Here is an 18459-nt window from a genome sequence, read left to right as displayed (position 1 = left end):
ACGTTCTGCCGGATATTTCTGTATTGATGAGTTCTATCGTAATTATTATGCGTCGAAATCGGGGTCATAGCTTTGCTCGCGGCCACTTTTTCGGCCACCACCATCGTCATCGTAGTCATCACCACTACTGCTGCCGCTGTTTCCAAAGTCGTCATCGTCGCTACCACCGCTACTTGATCCGTAGTCGTCGTCGCCACCATCGTCGTCGCCCTCGGGTTTAGACTCGACGTCGTATTCGCCCTCGCTGTTTTTAGTAGCGGGTACCTTAATAAGGTATGTTGCGTCTTCTGTTTCCAATGGGAAAACAAAAATTGGTTCTTTTTTAGCGTTTGTGATACGCGTGATGCTTCCCTCATATCCGTTTGGATACTGATCGCGAAGCAGATCTTTCAAATCTTCGGAAAGATTTTCTAAACTTTTTATTACTTTCTTTTTACTAACAGCCATACCATTATTGTGTGCGAATTCTGCGAGCAAATAGGTGAAGAAATTATTTGAGAGGCAAGAATTTCTGAGATTTTTTTTTGCGCTCATCAAGAATCTTTCTATCTTTTCATTCCAATCACAAAATTTAAACCCCTACAATATCGAGCAAGACCTCTACGTTACCTAAAAGAGAGATAGAATGATTGATAGCAGATTAAGCGACAGCCAATTGGTGTCGTTATATCAAATCGGTAACGAAGAAGCTTTCGAAATGCTCCTGAACCGTCACAAATCTAAACTTTATACAGCTATATATCTGATCGTCAAGGATCGATATACTGCTGAAGACTTGTTACAGGAAACATTTGTCAAGGCCATTAACACGATCCGCAGCGGGCGTTATAATGAAGAGGGGAAATTCCAACCATGGATCAGCAGGATCGCGCACAACCTTGCCATTGATCATTTCAGAAAAAATAAGCGTTACCCCGAAATTGTTCTTGAAGACGGAAGCCGCGTTTTTAATTCAATGGAATTCGCTGAGGATTCAATGGAATTGAAACAGGTCGCCCAAGATACGCGATCACGACTTCGCACGTTTATCAAAGAACTTCCTGTTGAACAGAAGCAAGTACTGATCATGAGACACTTCCTTCAAATGAGTTTTCAGGAAATTGCGGACCGGACAGGTGTTAGCATTAATACTGCACTCGGAAGAATGCGGTATGCGCTGATCAACCTCCGGAAGAAAATGAGTAAAAACAGAGCCTATGATAAAAACTTTTACCCAGACGGACCTGATCAGGTATCTATACCACGAGACTACGGAGGCGGAGAGCAAGGAGATTGATAAAGCTTTGATCTGCGATAGCGAATTGCAAGCGCTTTATAAGGAGCTTTGCTCGCTGAAAAGGGATATTGATGAAAGTCAGATGCAGCCATCTGCGAGCACGGTACTCAATATCCTTGCATATTCACGCAGCACCCAGAAGAAGCAACTATAGTCCTATCGGTGTAGGATTTTTATGGCTACATCCAAAAATATTTGGATGACAACATTGTTTTGCCACCCTAACAGCTTGCCTTTGAATTGAGCCGCAAGCTATCTTATTTTTGATTTTTCCATTCTAACGTGTTGATGAGATGCATGATGTCTTTTTTCATGTACTCTATGGCTGGTGCAAGCGAATCAGACGCAACCTTCGTGTTGAAGTACAACGCGCCTCTTATGAAATTTTCTGCCGAATCTGTTACCGTGAATTGAAATTGACTCGGAACATCTCCTTCTAGCTCTGCAATCACAGCTGTTTTACCACTTGGTGTTTTTGTGATAACCTCATCAATCGCAGAAGCCTTAATTTGATGCTTCGACGTGAGCACATAGGCATCGTTGATGAACTCCTTCAAAAGTTTTTCATCATGATTCAAACGCTTATACGTAATGTGGACGTTTGATTTCAGTGTTGGGTAATAGATTTCAATCCAAAATCGCTCGCTAATACTTGAGGTGTCGTCGAGCAATGTTGCGTGTTGAGAATATTCGAAAGCAAATGGTAATGAATCGGGCAAGTTTCGATAAGCTGGCGTGGGTAACTCGAGACGATTGTAGCCAAGTGGTTTCGGCAAATAGTCACGGTTACAGCTGGTCATGGAAACGACCAGGATCAAAACGGCGAAAAAATTCAGCTTCATAATAATTGAATCAGGCAAAGGTATCACGTTTTACTAACTGCCGGGGTTTACGGAATTAAATTCTTCATTAATGTCGCCGATCACTTCTTTGATCAGGTCATGCAACGTTACCAAACCGGCAATTCTTCCGAAACGATCTATCACCAACGCCATTTGAATATGCTTTTGTTGGAAGTCGCGCAATACTGTCGATAACGTTGTAGATTCCGACACAAAATAAGCTGGCCGCAAAAGCTTCTGCCATTGAAAACCACGCGTCTGTTCAATAAATGGAATGAGGTCTTTAATGTAAATGACACCTTCTATTTTATCTGGCGTTGTGCGATAAACTGGAATTCGCGAAAACCCTGTTCGATTGATACAACTCAGTAGCGCCTCAAAATCGTTTCCAATTTCAACGGCAGTGATACTTCCTGCGGGTTTCATTAATTGTTTCACCACAACCGTTGCAAAATTGAGCTGTGGAAGTACGTCATGAGCATGCGTGGCATTGAGTGTTTCTTGAAGCACTCTTGTGGCTGCCTTCTCCGATGCTTTCGTCCTACGCCCTAAGATTTTCACGATAAATGTTTGGAAAAAATTTAACGGATAAGTAATTGGTGAAAGCGCTATAACCCCTGCGATCGCAACGGGCGCGGCACTCCTCGCGATGAGCGTCTTGTAGTGATTGGCCAAATATTTTGCGAGCACTTCACTAGAAAGAATAACCATACTCACAGCGACGCCGGTTAGGAGTACAATCCAAGATGAATATAAATCTTTCCTGAGAAGCAACACGAGCACCGTAATCACACTAACCTTAATTCCCCAACGCAACATCAAATTCGTGATCTGCATTTGTTGTGGATAGTTCATTAGCCAAAGAACTGGTGCATCAAAAATATTTTTTCGTTGACTGAGCTTGTTAAGATCTTCGATCGATAGCGTAAAGAGTGCGGCCTCCACGATAACAATCACGAACCATATCAAAGCAAGTCCAGCGACAATGGAAAAGCTTAAGGTGCTATCCAAAGTCTCGCCTGCTATCAACAACGGGTCACTATTACCGGGAGGCTCGTCCAACTTTTTTAATTCTGAATGGAGGTTAGAAAGGCAGATCGTCTGTACTCGTATCACTTGTTGTGGCTGCAGTCCTCATCGGCTCACTACCAGAACGCTCAGATCCATAGTCAGAACTTCCACCACCTGAGGCACCACCTGTTTTCGGTGAAAGCATCGTCATGTTATCCGCTACTACTTCTGTCGTGTATCTTGTCACGCCGTCTTTCTCCCATGAGCGTGTTCTAAGTTTACCTTCAATAAAAACCATGTCGCCTTTTCTCAGGTATTTCTGTGCAATCTCGGCTAGGCCTCTCCACAGCACGACGTTGTGCCATTCGGTAATTTCTTTTTTCTCACCAGTGGTGCGGTCCTTGTAACTTTCCGATGTAGCGATACTAAAGTTTGCTACCACGGCACCGTTGTCCAGATTCCTAACTTCCGGGTCTTTACCAAGTCGACCAACGAGAATTACCTTATTTACTCCTGACATATTGTTATTATTTATTTTCTATTTGGAAAGAGGAGGGCTCTTAACAAAAATACCAATCCCGTTCTACAAAAGCTGGTATTCGTCCAGGAATTTGCTAATCAAAACCGGTTTCGGAAGTGCAGCAATTTGCTTCCTATTAAAGAATTTCATTTTAAGATCTTTATCCCAAGGCACGCCGCGCTTCTCAACAACCGTAAATGTTGAAATGATGATCTGATGGGTTAAAACATGCTTAAATTTCTTAACCATCTCTGTTTTGTCTTCCCTGCTCAAATATTTGCTTAGATATTTATCAGCTGATAAGATCTTCGAAAACGCAGTTTGACGGTTTGTTTCCACCATATAGAAATCGAAGAGTCCATGCCAAATATCTTTTTGATCTCGTCGCCGCATTAACAATGAGTTGCCTTTGCGCACCACGATATAATTAAAGTAGCGTTTGCGGACTGGCTTGCCTTTTATTTTCACCGGCAGCTTGTCTTGCAGGCTATTGATCGCCGCGACACATTTTGATTGAAAGGGGCATTCCCCGCACTTCGGGTTTTTGGGCGTACAGTGAAGGGCACCAAATTCCATGACAGCCTGATTATAGATGTCAGGCGATTGGTCGAGAATTAATTTGTTACCAAGGTCAGTAAATTCCTTTTTTCCTGCCGGCGAATTGATGGCTGTCTCTATTCCATAAATCCTTGACAAGACACGAAACACATTGCCGTCGATTACCGCCACAGGTTCTTTAAAGCAAATGGAAGCGATGGCTGCCGCAGTATAGTCGCCAATACCAGGAAGTTTTTTCAGTGCTTCAAAGTTATTCGGGAATTTACCCGCATACGTTGTAGCGACCACCTTTGCGCATTTATGCAAGTTTCGTGCGCGCGTGTAATACCCTAAGCCTTGCCACAACCGAAGTACAGATTGCTCGGAGGCATTCGCCAGTGCTTCTACGGTTGGGTAGCTATCGACAAACCTTAAATAATAAGGTAAGCCTTGGCTGACTCTAGTTTGCTGAAGAATTATTTCCGAAAGCCAGATGCGATAAGCATCGCGCGTCTGTCTCCACGGCAGGTCTCGTTGATTTTGAAGATACCATTTAACGACTTTATCAGAGAAATATCGGCTGTCCATCCTCCTGATTATCAGATTTTTTCAATATTCATTTTTAAATCTACGGGCGGCGTATAACTTTGCCAACCCATTTTTGGAGACCTTAAATATACGATTGTGACCAAAGCAGACATCATCAACGAAATCGCTGAGAAAACTGGAGTTGACAAGGCTGATGTAACAGCCTCCGTAGAAGCATTTTTTAGCGTTGTTAAGAATTCTATGTCCAATGGCAATAATATCTATATCCGCGGATTTGGAAGTTTTATTAACAAGAAGCGGAAGAAAAAGATTGCCCGAAATATTTCACGCAATACTGCCTTGGTAATTGACGAGCACTATGTTCCTGCTTTTAAGCCTGCAAAGATTTTTGTGAGCAAGATTAAGAACAGCGAGAAAGTAAAACTAATGGCGGATCGCCCAGAAAACCTTAAAGAAGAAGACGTAGATTAAATTTTGCCTTCCCGGTCGATCATTCGATCCTCAAAATAGATGATTAAAACACGGATAATATTGTTGGTGGTCAGTGTCGCACTGATCGCCATTATTTTTTTGCTTCCGAAAGTAGTCATTGAGAATGATGCACCCTTAGCCTCGGGTGACTCAACTGCTCAAACGAAGCCAGAGATGCATAAACCGATTGCCCCAGAAACGGGTAATGCTATTAAAGCTGTTCGGTCTCTGTATGAGAAAAGTTCTGAGAAAGAAAAAAATGCTATCTTTGCCGACTCTTTAGCAGACCTATACCGCGAAGCTGGCAAATTTGACAGTTCTGCGTGGTTTGCCGAGGATGCTGCTAAGTTTTATGGTACGCCTGGAAGCTGGACAAAGGCCGGCGACCAATATTATGAAGCTTACACTTTTGCCGTTGATGCAAAAAAGCAGGGAATGTTGGCGAGGAAAGCGCAAGACATTTATAAACAGGTTTTAGCGGAGAATCCGAAGAACCTAGATGTTAAGACAAAGCTTGCGATGACCTACATGACGGAAGCTCCGATGCAGGGTGTTGCGCTTTTGCGTGAAATCCTTGAAGTGGATCCGACGCATGAAGAAGCACTCTACAATCTTGGAATGCTCTCAGTGCAGTCTCGACAGTATGATAAAGCTGTTGGGCACCTTGAGAAGTTAATCAAGATTAGTCCAGAACACATTCAAGGACGATTACTCTTGGGAATCTCGTTGATGGAAACTGGCGATAAGAAAGGCGCTCGCGAGCAACTCGAAAAAGTGAAACAACTGGATAATGATCCTGCTGTTCAAGAAACAGTGGATTCTTATCTAAAGGATTTAAAATAATTGTTTAACCAACCCCTCCAATAATCCATAAAGGAAATTGCCGATTAAGATCGGCGTGGAGGAGCAAAAATTACTACTATGCCAAGCGGAAAGAAAAGAAAGAAGCACAAAATGGCAACGCACAAGCGTAAGAAGCGCCTTAGAAAGAACAGACATAAGAAGAAGTAATTCGTTCGTCTGCTGGCAGGGTCTTTACTAATCGACTCCTGCCTTTTCAGCTTATACACATCTTTTCATTTTAATTTTTTACGTTTTGAGTAATGAACTAATAATTAGTGCCACTCAGGACGGATGTCGTATAGCCCTTCTAAAAGATAAAACGCTTGTTGAATTTCACAACGAGGAAGAGGGAAGCAAGTTTACCGTAGGTGATATCTACTTGGGTACCGTTAAGAAGGTAGTCCAAGGGTTGAATGCAGCATTCATAGATGTCGGCTACGATAAAGATGCTTTCCTTCATTACCTTGATCTCGGTCCACAATTCGGTTCGTTACAAAAGTTTACGAAACTGGTTCGCGCCAAAAAGATCAATGGTGGAAAACTCGACAAATTCAATCCCGAACCAGATATTGACAAACACGGCAAGATCACACAGCTTCTTGCAAAGAATCAAGTCGTTCCGGTTCAAATTGTTAAAGAGCCAATTTCTACAAAAGGGCCACGATTATCCTGTGAGTTATCTCTGGCAGGCCGATACTTAGTATTGGTGCCTTTTTCCAATGCCGTAAGTGTTTCCAAAAAAATCACCAGCAGCGAGGAACGCAAACGCCTTCTAAGGCTAATCCAATCCATCAAACCTGAAAACTTTGGTGTGATTATCCGCACCGTTGCTGAAGGCAAAGATGTAGCCGAACTCGACCGCGACCTCCGCTCCATGGTCAAAACATGGGAAGAAGGAATGACGCGTCTCGTTACAGCAAATTCCCGCGACAAAATCATCGGCGAACTCAGCAAGACATCTTCTCTCCTGCGCGATATGCTGAACGAATCTTTCGATAACGTTCACGTCGACGACAAGAAAATCTTTGAAGACGTAAAAGCATACGTTCGCAGCATTGCACCCGACAAAGAAAAAATTGTCAAACTTTATTCAGGCAAGGCAAAAATCTTCGAACATTATGGCATCGAAAAGCAAATTAAATCTGCTTTCGGTCAAACCGTGAGTTTGAAAGGTGGCGGCTATTTGATTATCGAGCATACGGAAGCACTCCACGTTATCGATGTTAATAGTGGAAATAAATCTAATCGCGAAGAGAATCAAGAAACCACAGCATTGTCTGTAAATCTTGAGGCTGCAAAAGAAATTGCACGCCAGTTAAGGCTGCGCGATATGGGTGGAATTATTGTTATCGACTTCATCGACATGAAGAATCAGGATAACAAGAAACTCATCTATAAGACGATCAAGGATGAAATGGAAGAAGACAAGGCAAAGTCTACTGTTCTTCCGTTGTCAAAATTCGGTTTGATGCAAATTACCCGTGAGCGTGTTCGTCCGCAGATGAATATTGCAACGAAGGAAGTTTGTCCGACTTGCAACGGTACGGGCAAGATTACTGCGTCGATCCTGGTATCCGATCTCATCGAAAAGAATATCGAGCATTTATTGGTGAAGCAAAATGAGAAAGATCTCGTGCTTGCCGTACATCCATATGTATACGCGTTTTTCACTAAAGGAATTATTTCCAGACGAGTGAAATGGTATTTCAAATACAAGCGTTGGGTGAATATGATCATGGATTCTTCGATGGGCGTTACCGAATTTAAATTCCTCAACAAAGAAGGTGAGGAGATCCAACTGAACTAGTTTTTTATTCTATCGATATGAGATCAACGTTGTTGGCATTTAGCATGCTGATCAGTATTGCATTGCCTGCGCAAAAATGGCATCCCTTCACGTCAAAGGCCGGTGCATTCTCCGTTAATTTTCCAGCGGAGCCCGAGATGAAAGATCTTACGCGTGAAACCGCGGAGGGCTATTCGGTAACCGCGCATATCCACATGATGGCGAAGGAACCCGTCACCGCGTTTGTGATCTACAATGCATTCGAAACTGGCGTGAACATTCAAAGCGATTCCATTTACCTCGCGCAGGTGGTCGAAGAAATGTTGAGTAAAGTTTCGAATAGTTATGCAGCCGCAGATGCTGAAAAGCCACAAGTAAAGGACATCATCTTCGATGGATATCCAGGAAAAACCATCGACGTCAGTGTTGACGATGTCGTCGCACACTTCAAAGTTATCCTCCGCTCTAACCGCGCGTATGTAATCGCCGGGATTTTTCCAAAGAAACAAAAATCTAACCTCGATAAGTTTGTCAATTCTTTTAAGCTGTTACCGCTTCAGCCGGCAAGTTTTGCTACGTATGATGTTGGCAACACCATAAAGATGAATCTTCCGGGCAAACCTGTTTTTGACAAGGCCACCACAGGTGAACTGAATGGTGAAGATAATCTTGGATCGGAAGCATATGCTTTTCAAGATGAAAACTCCGGTGATTCTTACTCGATTTTAATCAGCCGATACTCCAAGTACGCACAATTCGAAAATGATTCGACATGGGTTGCAGACTATCTGTCTTCGTTTAAGTCAGCGAATGATGCTGAAAATGAAGAGCGTGATGTTATTGTCGACGGCGTACCTGCAAAAGAATTGATCGTTAAAAAAACCAAACACGCTTGGTATCGATACCTGACTTTCGTGCGAGGTAACGCGGGCTATTTGCTACTCGGCGGCGCACATCCATCGCATATTCAAAACAGGGATACGGAGAAAATATTTAAAGGGATCAAATTCTCAGCACCTCCAGAAGGTGATTTGTTTTCAGACAAGTCGTCCCGATTGCTGCAAGATTTGGTAAATGCCGACACCAGCATTTCAAACGAGGCAAAAAAGTATATGCGGTTAGCATCCTTCACTGAGAAAAATCTGGAAGACATTTTTACCTATCTCGGAAAACAGTATGCCGATGATAAAGACACCGAGAACAGTCGGAAAGTATATCTATTGAAAGCGCTCGCGGAGATAGAGTCAGAAAAATCGATCTCGTTCATAGAAAAGTTATTTCCGACGTTAAACAAAAATTCGTCGCAAGAATTCGCAGCCATCGGGGTACTCACACATTTACCAACACGTGAAGCATTGGACTTGCGCATCGTTCTTCTCACGAAACACACACCGACGGCTGATGAATATTATCACTCATTGATTGGAATGTATACCGTCGATTCCGTTGATCAACGATACTTCTATGACAAAACTATTGCGCTCCTGAAGCAACCTCCTTATAAGATGCCGCTTTATCCTTTCATGAAAAATCTTCTTCATGACAAACGATTAAAAATTCAGGAAGTCGCGGCTTGGAGGCCAACGATAAACGCCGATTTTGAAAGCGAGATGAAGACCTTCCGCAAGGATTCAACGTACGACTACATCGACGACGTTGTGGAAATCATGAAATACTACGAAGCCCTTGACAAAAAGCAAGTCAGTGCTTTAACAGAACTTGTCAGCAGCGATCACTATTACATCGGAATATTGGCCAGCAACACATTGCTGAAACATAAGCAGCGCGTAGATCCATCGATATTAGAAGGCTTTGCAAAAAATAATTCTAGTAGGATTATGCTGTTTGATAGGCTTGAAGAAGATGGACTGACACAATATTTTCCGAAGGCATATGCAAACCAAGATAGCTTGGTCATCGCGCAGGTATATTCATATCTTGAAGATGAGGATTACCAACCATTGAAAGTAGAGATTACGTATCAGGGTCTTGAGACGTACGAAGGAAAGCCAATGAAATTTTACGTGGTAAATATTTCCTTTGATGAGGCAGAAAGTTATCGTGGTGTTTTTGGTCCATTCGAACCCAACAAACTTTCTACGTGGGGTACATTAAACTACGTCGACTACGACGAGACCACTACTAACACCGACGACAAGGCTTATTTGATTGAATATCTTCGCAAGGAGAGTGTAGAAGAATAAAGCTTATAACTTTCAACAATAAAAAAGAGCACGATTTTAAAGTCGTGCTCTTTTTGTTATCGATGAATCGTTAACGGCCTAGTTCTTTTTCTTCTTCAACAGCCCTTTGATCAAATCTTTGGCGCCTTCTTCAGCTTGCTGTTTTTGTGAAGGTGTCTTGGTCGAATCTGTCTTAGTCTTCGTTGTATCTTTTTTGCCAAGTAGCCCACCAATTACATCTTCAGCTTTGGTTCCCTTCGCAGCTTTTTCCAAAGCTTTGCCTGCTTCTTCTTTAGCCGTGTTACTCACAGCATCTTTTACCTGCTGCTTCTGCTCACCTGAGGCAACCAGCTTCGGTGAAGGATTCGTGACTGATCCGCCCAGAGCAATATTAACAGGCACTGTTCCATTTGGATCTGTCTTCGCACCAGCTTTGTCGGCAAGGAAACTATTTAGTTGTGTTCCTAACTTACCAGCAGGCACGTTCATCTTCAAGTTATAATCGATCGATTGATCGAGCCCAGTACTTCCAGATACAGTCGTTTTATACTCACCAAACTTCACATCAAATGGTTTTACGCTCAATCTTCCATCTTTAATTGTCGCCGACATCGCCACATCTTTGAGCGTTACTTCACTTGTGTTGTCCAACTTCGTTAGCGATGTAATTCCAGAAACAAGTTTAGAATCTTTTAACGCAGCTTGCGCGATTTCAATCGCACCGCCACCATTTACAGTAGCCATGTTCGGCATCATGTCTTTCAACAACTCACCGCTAATTCTGAAATCTTTAAGTGAGAAATTACCATTCACAAGTCCGGCAATTGGAGCGTAAGTGGAAACAAGAGACGAAGCACTTGACGCCTCCTTCATGGAAACGCTGTTAACATTCAACCCAAAATCATACTTCGGATGTTCAATGTCTTTCGTGTTGTAAGAACCATTCACCACAAATGATCCACCCAGCATATTAAATTTCAATCCACTCAAGTTGGCGATACCATCCTTTACGATAATGTCTCCAGCAGCATTCGTAATGTTGTAGTCCATCATTTTGACTTGCTTGATATTAGACTTCAACACAAAGTCGATGTTCTGCGGAACCGGAATAACGCTCATCGCAGCGGTATCGGTTGTAGCTGTGGTCTCTTCTGTGTCGGTCATAAATTCATTCAGATCGAGAAGCGTCGAATTAAAATTCACTACGCCTTTGATTGTTTCGTTCTTTCCGAAAACATAGCCAAGGTAATTGTTAACCGCGCCACTAACATTAAAATCACTCTTACCGATTGTTCCATTTACATTCTGTAGCTCGATTTTTTTCGGATCGAATGCCATCGTAGCCTGCGACATGGTAACCGTAGGAAGATCTTTTGTTACATACTTAAAGTCTTTCAACGACGCTGAGCCACTGGTTGGAAGCTTATCGTAACGTTCTGCTTGTACGTCCGAGAATTTTCCTTTCGTTTGAATATCGGCCTTTATTTTGCCCGCTAACGTCATACCTTCAAGTGGAAATACTTTTGTCATCTTTTCAAGATCGATTCCACCCTTCGCTTTCAGATCCCACGTATAATCGTCGAGGTTCTGCAAAAGAAGATCAGCGGAAAACTTCTCGCCGTCGAGCAGTACCGTAAAATCTTTCACCGTAATAAATGTCTCCGCTAAAACGCCAGATGTATTTTTAATCGTAGAGGTAAAATGGATATCATCTAGTGGCAGTGGTACATCCGCGGATTTCACATAGCCGTTAGCAAGTGCCATGTTTGCGTCGATTGCAGGAATTGTTTTCTTAAGACTATCATAAACACCTTTTGCTTTGAGGTCAACAGAATAATTTCCTTTCATGCTTAGACCTTCCATCGGGAACATCTTGTTAAGTTCGGTGAGGTTTAATTTTGCAGAAAGACTTGCATCGACATTGGTTGGGTACATTTTCGTGATCAAGGCGCGCGCATCTACTGGATTTGAACCGAAATCAAGATGAAGTTTTTTCAAGTCAATTACGGTGTTGTCAATAACACCATCTTTATTGTCAATCAATAAGTCAACATTGATGTTGTTAATGGCCGTCGGAAGATCAGGATATTGGAACATACCATCTTTCACCAATAGATTAACATTGAAAGCCGGCATTTGCTTTTCGCTGTAAGTTCCTTTAACAAAACCGTTGAAGGCAAGATCACCTTTCGTTTGAATATCCTTGAAGCTTTCTGTGAACATTCCGGGAACAATTGAGAGGAGGCTCTTAAATGAATTTTCAGGACTCTTAAAGCTGATATCCATTCCAAAATCATTTTCATTCATTTTAAACCAGCCATCGAAGCTCATCGCAAAGTCATTAATCTTTGCCGTGTTCTCTTTGAACGTATACTTTGTGTATTGCTCACTGATCGAAATGGTAGCATCGATAAACGCACGCTTGTTGGACAGATATTCAGATCCATCATAAGCCATCGTAACGGTATCGGCTTCAGTGTTTGTTTTAAGGTCAAATATATCTTGCGTAAAATCACCACTTCCCGCGTGGTCAAGTCCTTTTATTTCCATCAAAAAAGGCATAGACCTATCGTTGTAAGTAACATCCCCATCAACAATTTCCCAGTGGTCTATTCCGAATGAAAAATCACTTGGTTCTTCGGTGGGTGTTTCAACTGTATCCGCAGATGGAATCGCGATATCGTAATTGGCTCGTCCATCGGGAAGCACTTGAATGTTGATGACTGGTTTGATCAAAGAAATTCCTTTTACGCGGAGTTGATCTCCAAAAAGAATATCCGATAAATTCACTTCAACGTTCAGTTCTTCCGCCGCAAAAAGAACTTCGCCTGCAAAAGGCTCATTATTAATGACCCCAAGCTCTTTCATTTGAACGGAGATGTTCGGGAAGTTTTTGAACAATGATAAACTAAAATTATCGGGTTCGAGATAAACCGTTGCGTTAACAGACTTCGCAAGTTCTTTATCAATTGCCGCCTTAATTTCATCTTTAAAGACAACCGGAATAATAAAGGCTGCTGCCAAGATCAGTACGATCAATCCGCCTAAAATGATAAAGACCCATTTCAATGCTTTTTTCATAGCGCTTATAGATTTTTAAAAAGTCGTTTCATCCAAAAAGAGACCAAATTTAGTAAAGAACAAAGGTTTCTTACTGAAGTTTTATGGAAGGATATGTATGCCTGTCGGCCGGTTCATCCTTTGATCACATCCATTTCAATACAAAGCTCATGAGTTTTTTTGTGAGACTCGTATACGGTGGATAGAATGGGCTAATGGATGTGACGCCATGCCGTTGCTTAAGTACTGGCTTCTCGTTTGAAAAAGCTAAGAAACCATGATAGCCGTGAGATTTTCCAATACCACTATTATTTACTCCGCCGAACGGAAGTCCCTGATGCAAAAAGTGTATTGCGCAGTCATTAACACACGTACCTCCTGCCGACGTTTCTGTTAACACCTTTTGTTGTTCCTCCGAATTTTTCGAGAAGATGTATAGAGCCAGTGGTTTTGGCTTACTGTTCACAATAGAAATTGCGTCATCCAAATTTTTGTACGCAACAATTGGCAATATTGGACCAAAGATTTCCTCCTCCATCAATTTAGCATCCATCGGGATTTGGGAGATCACGATCGGGTGCATAAATCTTGTCGATTGATCAACCTGTCCTCCGAATTCCAACTTGGCTCCTTTTGTTAGCGCATCTTGCAATAATGCGTTCAACCTTAAAAAGTGTTTCTCATTTACAATGCGACAATAATTAGAAGTCGTGTCAAATGTTTCATTGGCCGACAGAAATAGCTTTTTGGTCTGCTTGATTAACGCGTCAAGAAATTTTTCAAAAATGCGTTCATGCACCAATACATAATCAGGTGCAATGCAGGTCTGTCCATTGTTAATAAACTTAGCGACAGCAATTCGTTTTGCTGCCTCCTCAATGACAGCTTTTTCTGTCACGAACGCTGGTGATTTCCCGCCAAGTTCCAGCGTCACAGATGTCAAATTCTCCGCAGCTGCTCTCATCACAACCTTCCCAATCGAAGGGCTGCCGGTGAAAAAAATATGATCGAACGGAAGGGAGAGCAAAAATTTCGATACCTCGGGTCCACCTTCGCACACGGCCGCGACCGCCGAAGGAAAAAGCTCGGTAATCATTTTTGCAATAAGTGCAGAAACGTTCGGCGTTAATTCAGATGGCTTAATGATGACAGCGTTGCCAGCGGCTAAAGCCGATACGAGGGGCCCGATTGCCAAACTGAACGGGTAATTCCAAGGGGCGATAATCAAACAAACGCCACGTGGCTCAACATGCAGTGTTGCTCTTGAGCCTAACATCGTCATTGGTGCATCAATTTTCCGAGGACGTGTCCAATCATCGAGGTTAGCGATCGCGTGATTGATCTCTTGTATCACATGGAATATTTCTACGCCGTCAACCTCTGCTGCGTTTTTACGGAAATCATCATACGCTGCAGTCTGGATGTCGGCACGATTATTCAACACCCAAGTCCTAAGCTTTTGTAAACGTTCCTTCCGAAACTTTATGTATTCTTTCCGCAATGTCAATACGTGTTGCTTTTGGTCGCGGAAAATTTCTTGCGCTTTGTGTATCGTGGTTTCTTCTTGAATTACCGCCATAATCTAAGTTAACCCAAAATCAGGAGGTCGCAAAAGTTTCAAAAGCATAGAAAAAGCACTTTTCAATTGCTAAAGATTACTATTCTGTTAAATTTGATAACACAATAGTAACATTGGCATAATATGAAATGGGTGGTGTTGATATTCTTCTTGCCAATCTTCGCCTTCGGGCAGAGAGATGTTTCCTCACGGGAAACTTTTGAGCAATCGCTTCAAGCTTTTTTATCGACAGATAACGCTTCTATCTCCACAGAAGCCTTTCGATCACACATCGACAAACTGCAAACAAAGCGTGAGGCTGCGAAAAGTGAATTGAACTTTTTGAGAATGCTGTTTAGCAGAACGCATGAAAAATTTCTGAAACGTTTTGATGAATATGCATCGTTCGCACAAACAATTAACAAAGGAGAATACAACTGCTTAACCGCTAGCGCGACGTACGGACTTCTACTGCATCATTTTAATCTTGACTATGACATTGTAGAGACAAACTATCACATGTTTATACTGGTGAATACAGTGGAGGGCACAGTTCTTCTTGAAACGACAGATCCGGTAAATGGATTTATTACAGATCAAAAAGAAATTGAAACGAGGATTAAAAAATACAAATCGAATGCCGTACGCGACGAAAAAGATAATTACTATCGCCTCAGTTGTTCCGTGTACAAGCATGTCGCATTAGAAGAGCTTACTGGACTTCTGCATTACAATCTTGCGATAAAAGCATTCAATCATCACGACCTGCAGAACACAATCGAGCATCTTGATAAGGCCACGGCGATCTACTGCTCGCCACGTATGGAAGAACTTACGCGAATCGTTTTGTTGTCGATCATCGAAAGCAAGCAGAACGACCAATTCAAAGAGGAAAGTGTTCGAAGAATTCAAGTGCTTCGTAAACGCAATTTGAACGCGCTTGCCAGTCGATAGGCAATTCACTTCTTCTTCAGAAATTAGATAAGCTACCTAGCTTTGTAATATTCGAACTTCAACGCGTCTATTTAACCGGTGTGCTTCCGGCGTATCATCTCGTGAGAGCGGCTGCGTTCCACCAAATGCTTTTGTCTTGATTCGATTTTTGTTGATTCGTTTGTCGATCAGATATTCACGAACTGCATCAACTCTGTCTTGAGACAATTTCATGTTATCCTTCGGATTACCTTGATAATCGGTGTGCCCTTCTAATTGAATAACCATGGTTGGATTTTCACGCATCATATTCACCAACAAGTCGAGTTCTTCAAAAGAATCTTCGCTGATTTTGGATCTACTCACTTGAAAAATCAAATTGTCTAACCGCATCACGTGCCCTACCGGATGACGCGGACCAACATTGCCGACAGAAAGTTCAATGTCTTTCAGAACTTTTCTTTCTCCGTTTGCCTCAGCAGGATCTAACATAAATTTTGCTGTCGCGAAGCCCTGTGCTTCAACAATGATCGCATACTTTTCATTGTCGAACATTGGAAACGAATAGTTGCTGTTGTTCAAGGTCCCTACGCGATTACCATATGGTAAACTTTGGTAGGTAATTCTGGCAGTAATAGGCTCTTTCGTGGCAGCATTGAAAATTTTACCCTCAGCGTAAATCAAGCTGTCGTTTTGAGCAAGGGCCGCTGTTGCACCTAGGCAAAGCAGCAAAAGATAAAAAAATCGCTTGGCCATAGCTTATGAATTTACATTTTCAAAATCTTGAATTCAACACGTCTGTTCTTTCTTCTGCCTTCCTTCGTCTCATTGCTATCTACTGGACGCGTTTCACCAAAGTAGACAGCTTTAATTCTTTCTGAAGGCACGCCTTTACCTGTAAGATATTGTCTCACCGAATTAGCACGACGCTGCGACAGTCCTAAGTTGTAGGATTCTTCACCAACGGCATCGGTGTGACCTGAAATTTCAATTTCGATAGTCTCCTTCGACTTCAAGAAGTCAACGATACGATCAAGCTCGGGATATGATTCCGCTTTCAGCGTTGCTTTATCAAATTCAAAGAACACATTGTTCATAACGATAACAACATTCTCTTTCGCATCTGCAACTTCGATTGGTGACAAGCTAAAGTCAGAATGTTCAATTACCTTATCCGTTTTCACATCTCTTAAATCTAAACTTTGGCTTTCGGAAATTTTTCCTGCAGCTTCCGCTCTTACACCGTACAATTGTCCCGCTGGAAGTCTAATCTCGTATTCTCCTGTTTCAGGATTAGACTGGGCGATACCGACGTCTTTCCCATCCGGAAGTCTTTCATACACAATTTTCGCACCAAGCGGTTTTCCTGTCGCTTTATCAATAATCTTTCCTTTAACAGTAACCCATGGCTCCGGATTTTTGACGATTGGAAGCTTCACTCTGAATATATCTGTATTGGTTTCTGTAACACCACGTGAGTAATATGCAAAATCGCTCGACACTGGAATATTGAAAAATAGGTCCTCAAGTGGTGAGTTGATTTCAGGCCCGAGGTTTTCGGGTTCCGACCAATTTGTCCAGGTGTCGTCAAGTCTTCGTGATACATACACGTCGCTTCCACCATAGCCGCTGAATCCTTTCGATGAGAAATAAAGTGTTTTATCATCCGACGCTAAGAACGGCGCCGATTCTTCCGCAGCAGAATTTAAAACGTCACCTAGATTTAGTGGTTCGGTCCACGTGCTATCGTCATTCATAAACGACACATAAAGATCGCGATCGCCATGTGTATCTTCACGCTCAACCGACATCAACAACGTTTTGCGATTGTTAGCCAGAAAGTAGTGAGCTTTCTCTGCGTAGTTATAATCGTTCTTAATATTTAAAGCAACAGGCTTACTCCATTGGCCGCCAACATTTGAACTGATCGACACGCCTGCAGCCATCTTTCCGTTTTCAAGGTAACGATTGCCCAATACCATCACAGCAGATTTTCCATCAGGCGTTACCGCTTGAATGGAGTTCACGAAGTTTGGTCCAGCGTTGTTGAATTGCGGACCCATGTTCTTCGCCAGTTGCCAACGACCTGTTGAGTCAAGTTCAGAGTACCAGATGTCTTCCTTGTCATCTACGCCACCAACATTTTCAGGGTGGTTCTGGCGACTGAAATAAAGCGTCTTTCCATCGGGTGAAAGGACAGGACTCAACTCGCTGTAATCACTGTTTACATTTTTATCAAGTGATTCAATAGCGATTCCTGATGCGAGCAATTGCATTTTAGGAATGTCGGCAATGATGGGATAATTCGAATCGGAAATAGCAACAGCATCGATGCCGAAATAATCAGGTACGGCCGCACCATCGAATTCTATTTTGATGGCAGCTACTTTGAATGACGTCATCTCAACAAAAAGATTGAGCATCCTCCCTTTCAAAGGCACAGGCATTGGATTCAATGTATTGATCACATATTCTTTTCCAGCTTCATCATATGCGAGAACCCGAGAGATTGCGCTTGGATTATGTGATTCGGCGATGGCGATTTGTCGAATGCTAATGGGGTTTGCAAAGCCTAGTTTAAGGAATTCAGCGCGCTTAGGACGATCCGGAGCCCATGCGTTTGGACTCTGTCCACCAGCGGGAAGAACATTTGGTTTTCCCAGCGCTTGTTGTGCTGAGTATTGAACAGGTGTTAGCTCGGATGAAAACTCGATGACTTTTGACGCCCACTGCACAACTTGAGCACTTGTTGATAGGGAAAAGCCAGCCAGTAGGATGGTGATTAGTAAGGATCTCTTCATGAACCGCCTAGATTATGATTCAAAGGATAAACTTAACTAAAATTTCAGGAACGGCCGAAGAAGCTAGAGCATTTGACGTGTGATGTGAT

15 protein-coding genes are annotated in these 18459 nt (G+C 42.5%); 6 read left to right on the top strand and 9 right to left on the bottom strand.

Going from position 1 to position 18459, the window contains the following annotated elements; all coding sequences use genetic code 11:
• Positions 1 to 45: 45 nt before the first annotated feature.
• Positions 46 to 534, bottom strand: coding sequence for a hypothetical protein (locus DQQ10_RS03885; RefSeq protein ID WP_112745452.1), 489 nt, complete (start codon positions 532 to 534; stop codon positions 46 to 48).
• 91 nt (positions 535 to 625) lie between these two features.
• On the opposite strand from DQQ10_RS03885, the gene DQQ10_RS03880 reads away from it, so the two are divergent.
• A complete protein-coding gene (locus DQQ10_RS03880; protein WP_112745451.1) occupies positions 626 to 1276 on the top strand; it encodes an RNA polymerase sigma factor in 651 nt (216 codons plus the stop codon).
• Between the two features lie 257 nt (positions 1277 to 1533).
• Here the strand turns inward: DQQ10_RS03880 and gldD are convergent, their stop codons facing one another.
• From gldD to mutY, 4 genes are all read right to left on the bottom strand, one after another.
• Entirely contained in the window at positions 1534 to 2118 is a 585-nt protein-coding gene (gene gldD / locus DQQ10_RS03875; RefSeq protein WP_112745450.1) for a gliding motility lipoprotein GldD, read from the bottom strand.
• Positions 2119 to 2151: 33 nt separating this feature from the next.
• The gene (locus DQQ10_RS03870; RefSeq protein WP_112745449.1) at positions 2152 to 3234 is read right to left on the bottom strand and encodes a CBS domain-containing protein; all 1083 of its coding nucleotides are present in this window, start codon (positions 3232 to 3234) and stop codon (positions 2152 to 2154) included.
• Positions 3203 to 3649 carry a single-stranded DNA-binding protein gene (locus DQQ10_RS03865; protein WP_112745448.1) on the bottom strand — a complete coding sequence of 149 codons (447 nt, stop codon included), beginning with the start codon at positions 3647 to 3649 and terminating at the stop codon, positions 3203 to 3205. The genes DQQ10_RS03870 and DQQ10_RS03865 overlap by 32 nt, the downstream gene beginning before the upstream one ends.
• A 63-nt stretch (positions 3650 to 3712) precedes the next feature.
• Positions 3713 to 4774 carry an A/G-specific adenine glycosylase gene (gene mutY / locus DQQ10_RS03860; RefSeq protein ID WP_112745447.1) on the bottom strand — a complete coding sequence of 354 codons (1062 nt, stop codon included), beginning with the start codon at positions 4772 to 4774 and terminating at the stop codon, positions 3713 to 3715.
• A gap of 96 nt (positions 4775 to 4870) precedes the next feature.
• Between mutY and DQQ10_RS03855 the strand changes: the two genes are divergently transcribed.
• From DQQ10_RS03855 to DQQ10_RS03840, 4 genes are all read left to right on the top strand, one after another.
• Positions 4871 to 5206, top strand: coding sequence for an HU family DNA-binding protein (locus DQQ10_RS03855; protein WP_112745446.1), 336 nt, complete (start codon positions 4871 to 4873; stop codon positions 5204 to 5206).
• A 39-nt stretch (positions 5207 to 5245) separates the two neighbouring features.
• Positions 5246 to 6049: a tetratricopeptide repeat protein gene (locus DQQ10_RS03850; protein ID WP_112745445.1), complete on the top strand. Its 804-nt coding sequence runs from the start codon at positions 5246 to 5248 to the stop codon at positions 6047 to 6049.
• 253 nt (positions 6050 to 6302) lie between these two features.
• Positions 6303 to 7856: an Rne/Rng family ribonuclease gene (locus tag DQQ10_RS03845; RefSeq protein ID WP_112745444.1), complete on the top strand. Its 1554-nt coding sequence runs from the start codon at positions 6303 to 6305 to the stop codon at positions 7854 to 7856.
• A gap of 17 nt (positions 7857 to 7873) precedes the next feature.
• Entirely contained in the window at positions 7874 to 10039 is a 2166-nt protein-coding gene (locus DQQ10_RS03840; protein ID WP_112745443.1) for a hypothetical protein, read from the top strand.
• Between the two features lie 78 nt (positions 10040 to 10117).
• Here DQQ10_RS03840 and DQQ10_RS03835 read toward each other — a convergent pair whose 3' ends face one another.
• Together DQQ10_RS03835 and DQQ10_RS03830 are read right to left on the bottom strand one after the other, a co-directional pair.
• Positions 10118 to 13099 (bottom strand): AsmA family protein, encoded by a 2982-nt coding sequence (locus DQQ10_RS03835; RefSeq protein ID WP_112745442.1) that lies wholly within the window; start codon positions 13097 to 13099, stop codon positions 10118 to 10120.
• Positions 13100 to 13223: 124 nt separating this feature from the next.
• Positions 13224 to 14657 carry an aldehyde dehydrogenase family protein gene (locus DQQ10_RS03830; RefSeq protein ID WP_112745441.1) on the bottom strand — a complete coding sequence of 478 codons (1434 nt, stop codon included), beginning with the start codon at positions 14655 to 14657 and terminating at the stop codon, positions 13224 to 13226.
• Between the two features lie 123 nt (positions 14658 to 14780).
• On the opposite strand from DQQ10_RS03830, the gene DQQ10_RS03825 reads away from it, so the two are divergent.
• A complete protein-coding gene (locus tag DQQ10_RS03825) occupies positions 14781 to 15590 on the top strand; it encodes a hypothetical protein (protein WP_112745440.1) in 810 nt (269 codons plus the stop codon).
• A gap of 36 nt (positions 15591 to 15626) precedes the next feature.
• Here the strand turns inward: DQQ10_RS03825 and DQQ10_RS03820 are convergent, their stop codons facing one another.
• Positions 15627 to 16325, bottom strand: coding sequence for an OmpA family protein (locus DQQ10_RS03820; RefSeq protein WP_112745439.1), 699 nt, complete (start codon positions 16323 to 16325; stop codon positions 15627 to 15629).
• Positions 16326 to 16336: 11 nt separating this feature from the next.
• Complete coding sequence (locus tag DQQ10_RS03815; RefSeq protein WP_112745438.1) at positions 16337 to 18370, bottom strand: OmpA family protein; 2034 nt, start codon at positions 18368 to 18370, stop codon at positions 16337 to 16339.
• Between the last annotated feature and the right edge of the window lie 89 nt (positions 18371 to 18459).

Source organism: Pseudochryseolinea flava, assembly GCF_003286915.1.
Lineage (GTDB): Bacteria > Bacteroidota > Bacteroidia > Cytophagales > Cyclobacteriaceae > Ohtaekwangia > Ohtaekwangia flava.
The sequence above is the reverse complement of the archived record's forward strand: the minus strand, read 5'-3'. Positions and strand labels throughout refer to the sequence as shown.

Excerpts from the sequence above, each read along its gene's own strand:
- DQQ10_RS03885 (WP_112745452.1), bottom strand. The coding sequence starts at position 534 with ATGAGCGCAAAAAAAAATCTCAGAAATTCTTGCCTCTCAAATAATTTC.
- DQQ10_RS03880 (WP_112745451.1), top strand. The coding sequence starts at position 626 with ATGATTGATAGCAGATTAAGCGACAGCCAATTGGTGTCGTTATATCAA.
- gldD (WP_112745450.1), bottom strand. The coding sequence starts at position 2,118 with ATGAAGCTGAATTTTTTCGCCGTTTTGATCCTGGTCGTTTCCATGACC.
- DQQ10_RS03865 (WP_112745448.1), bottom strand. The coding sequence starts at position 3,649 with ATGTCAGGAGTAAATAAGGTAATTCTCGTTGGTCGACTTGGTAAAGAC.
- mutY (WP_112745447.1), bottom strand. The coding sequence starts at position 4,774 with ATGGACAGCCGATATTTCTCTGATAAAGTCGTTAAATGGTATCTTCAA.
- DQQ10_RS03850 (WP_112745445.1), top strand. The coding sequence starts at position 5,246 with ATGATTAAAACACGGATAATATTGTTGGTGGTCAGTGTCGCACTGATC.
- DQQ10_RS03840 (WP_112745443.1), top strand. The coding sequence starts at position 7,874 with ATGAGATCAACGTTGTTGGCATTTAGCATGCTGATCAGTATTGCATTG.
- DQQ10_RS03835 (WP_112745442.1), bottom strand. The coding sequence starts at position 13,099 with ATGAAAAAAGCATTGAAATGGGTCTTTATCATTTTAGGCGGATTGATC.
- DQQ10_RS03830 (WP_112745441.1), bottom strand. The coding sequence starts at position 14,657 with ATGGCGGTAATTCAAGAAGAAACCACGATACACAAAGCGCAAGAAATT.
- DQQ10_RS03825 (WP_112745440.1), top strand. The coding sequence starts at position 14,781 with ATGAAATGGGTGGTGTTGATATTCTTCTTGCCAATCTTCGCCTTCGGG.
- DQQ10_RS03820 (WP_112745439.1), bottom strand. The coding sequence starts at position 16,325 with ATGGCCAAGCGATTTTTTTATCTTTTGCTGCTTTGCCTAGGTGCAACA.
- DQQ10_RS03815 (WP_112745438.1), bottom strand. The coding sequence starts at position 18,370 with ATGAAGAGATCCTTACTAATCACCATCCTACTGGCTGGCTTTTCCCTA.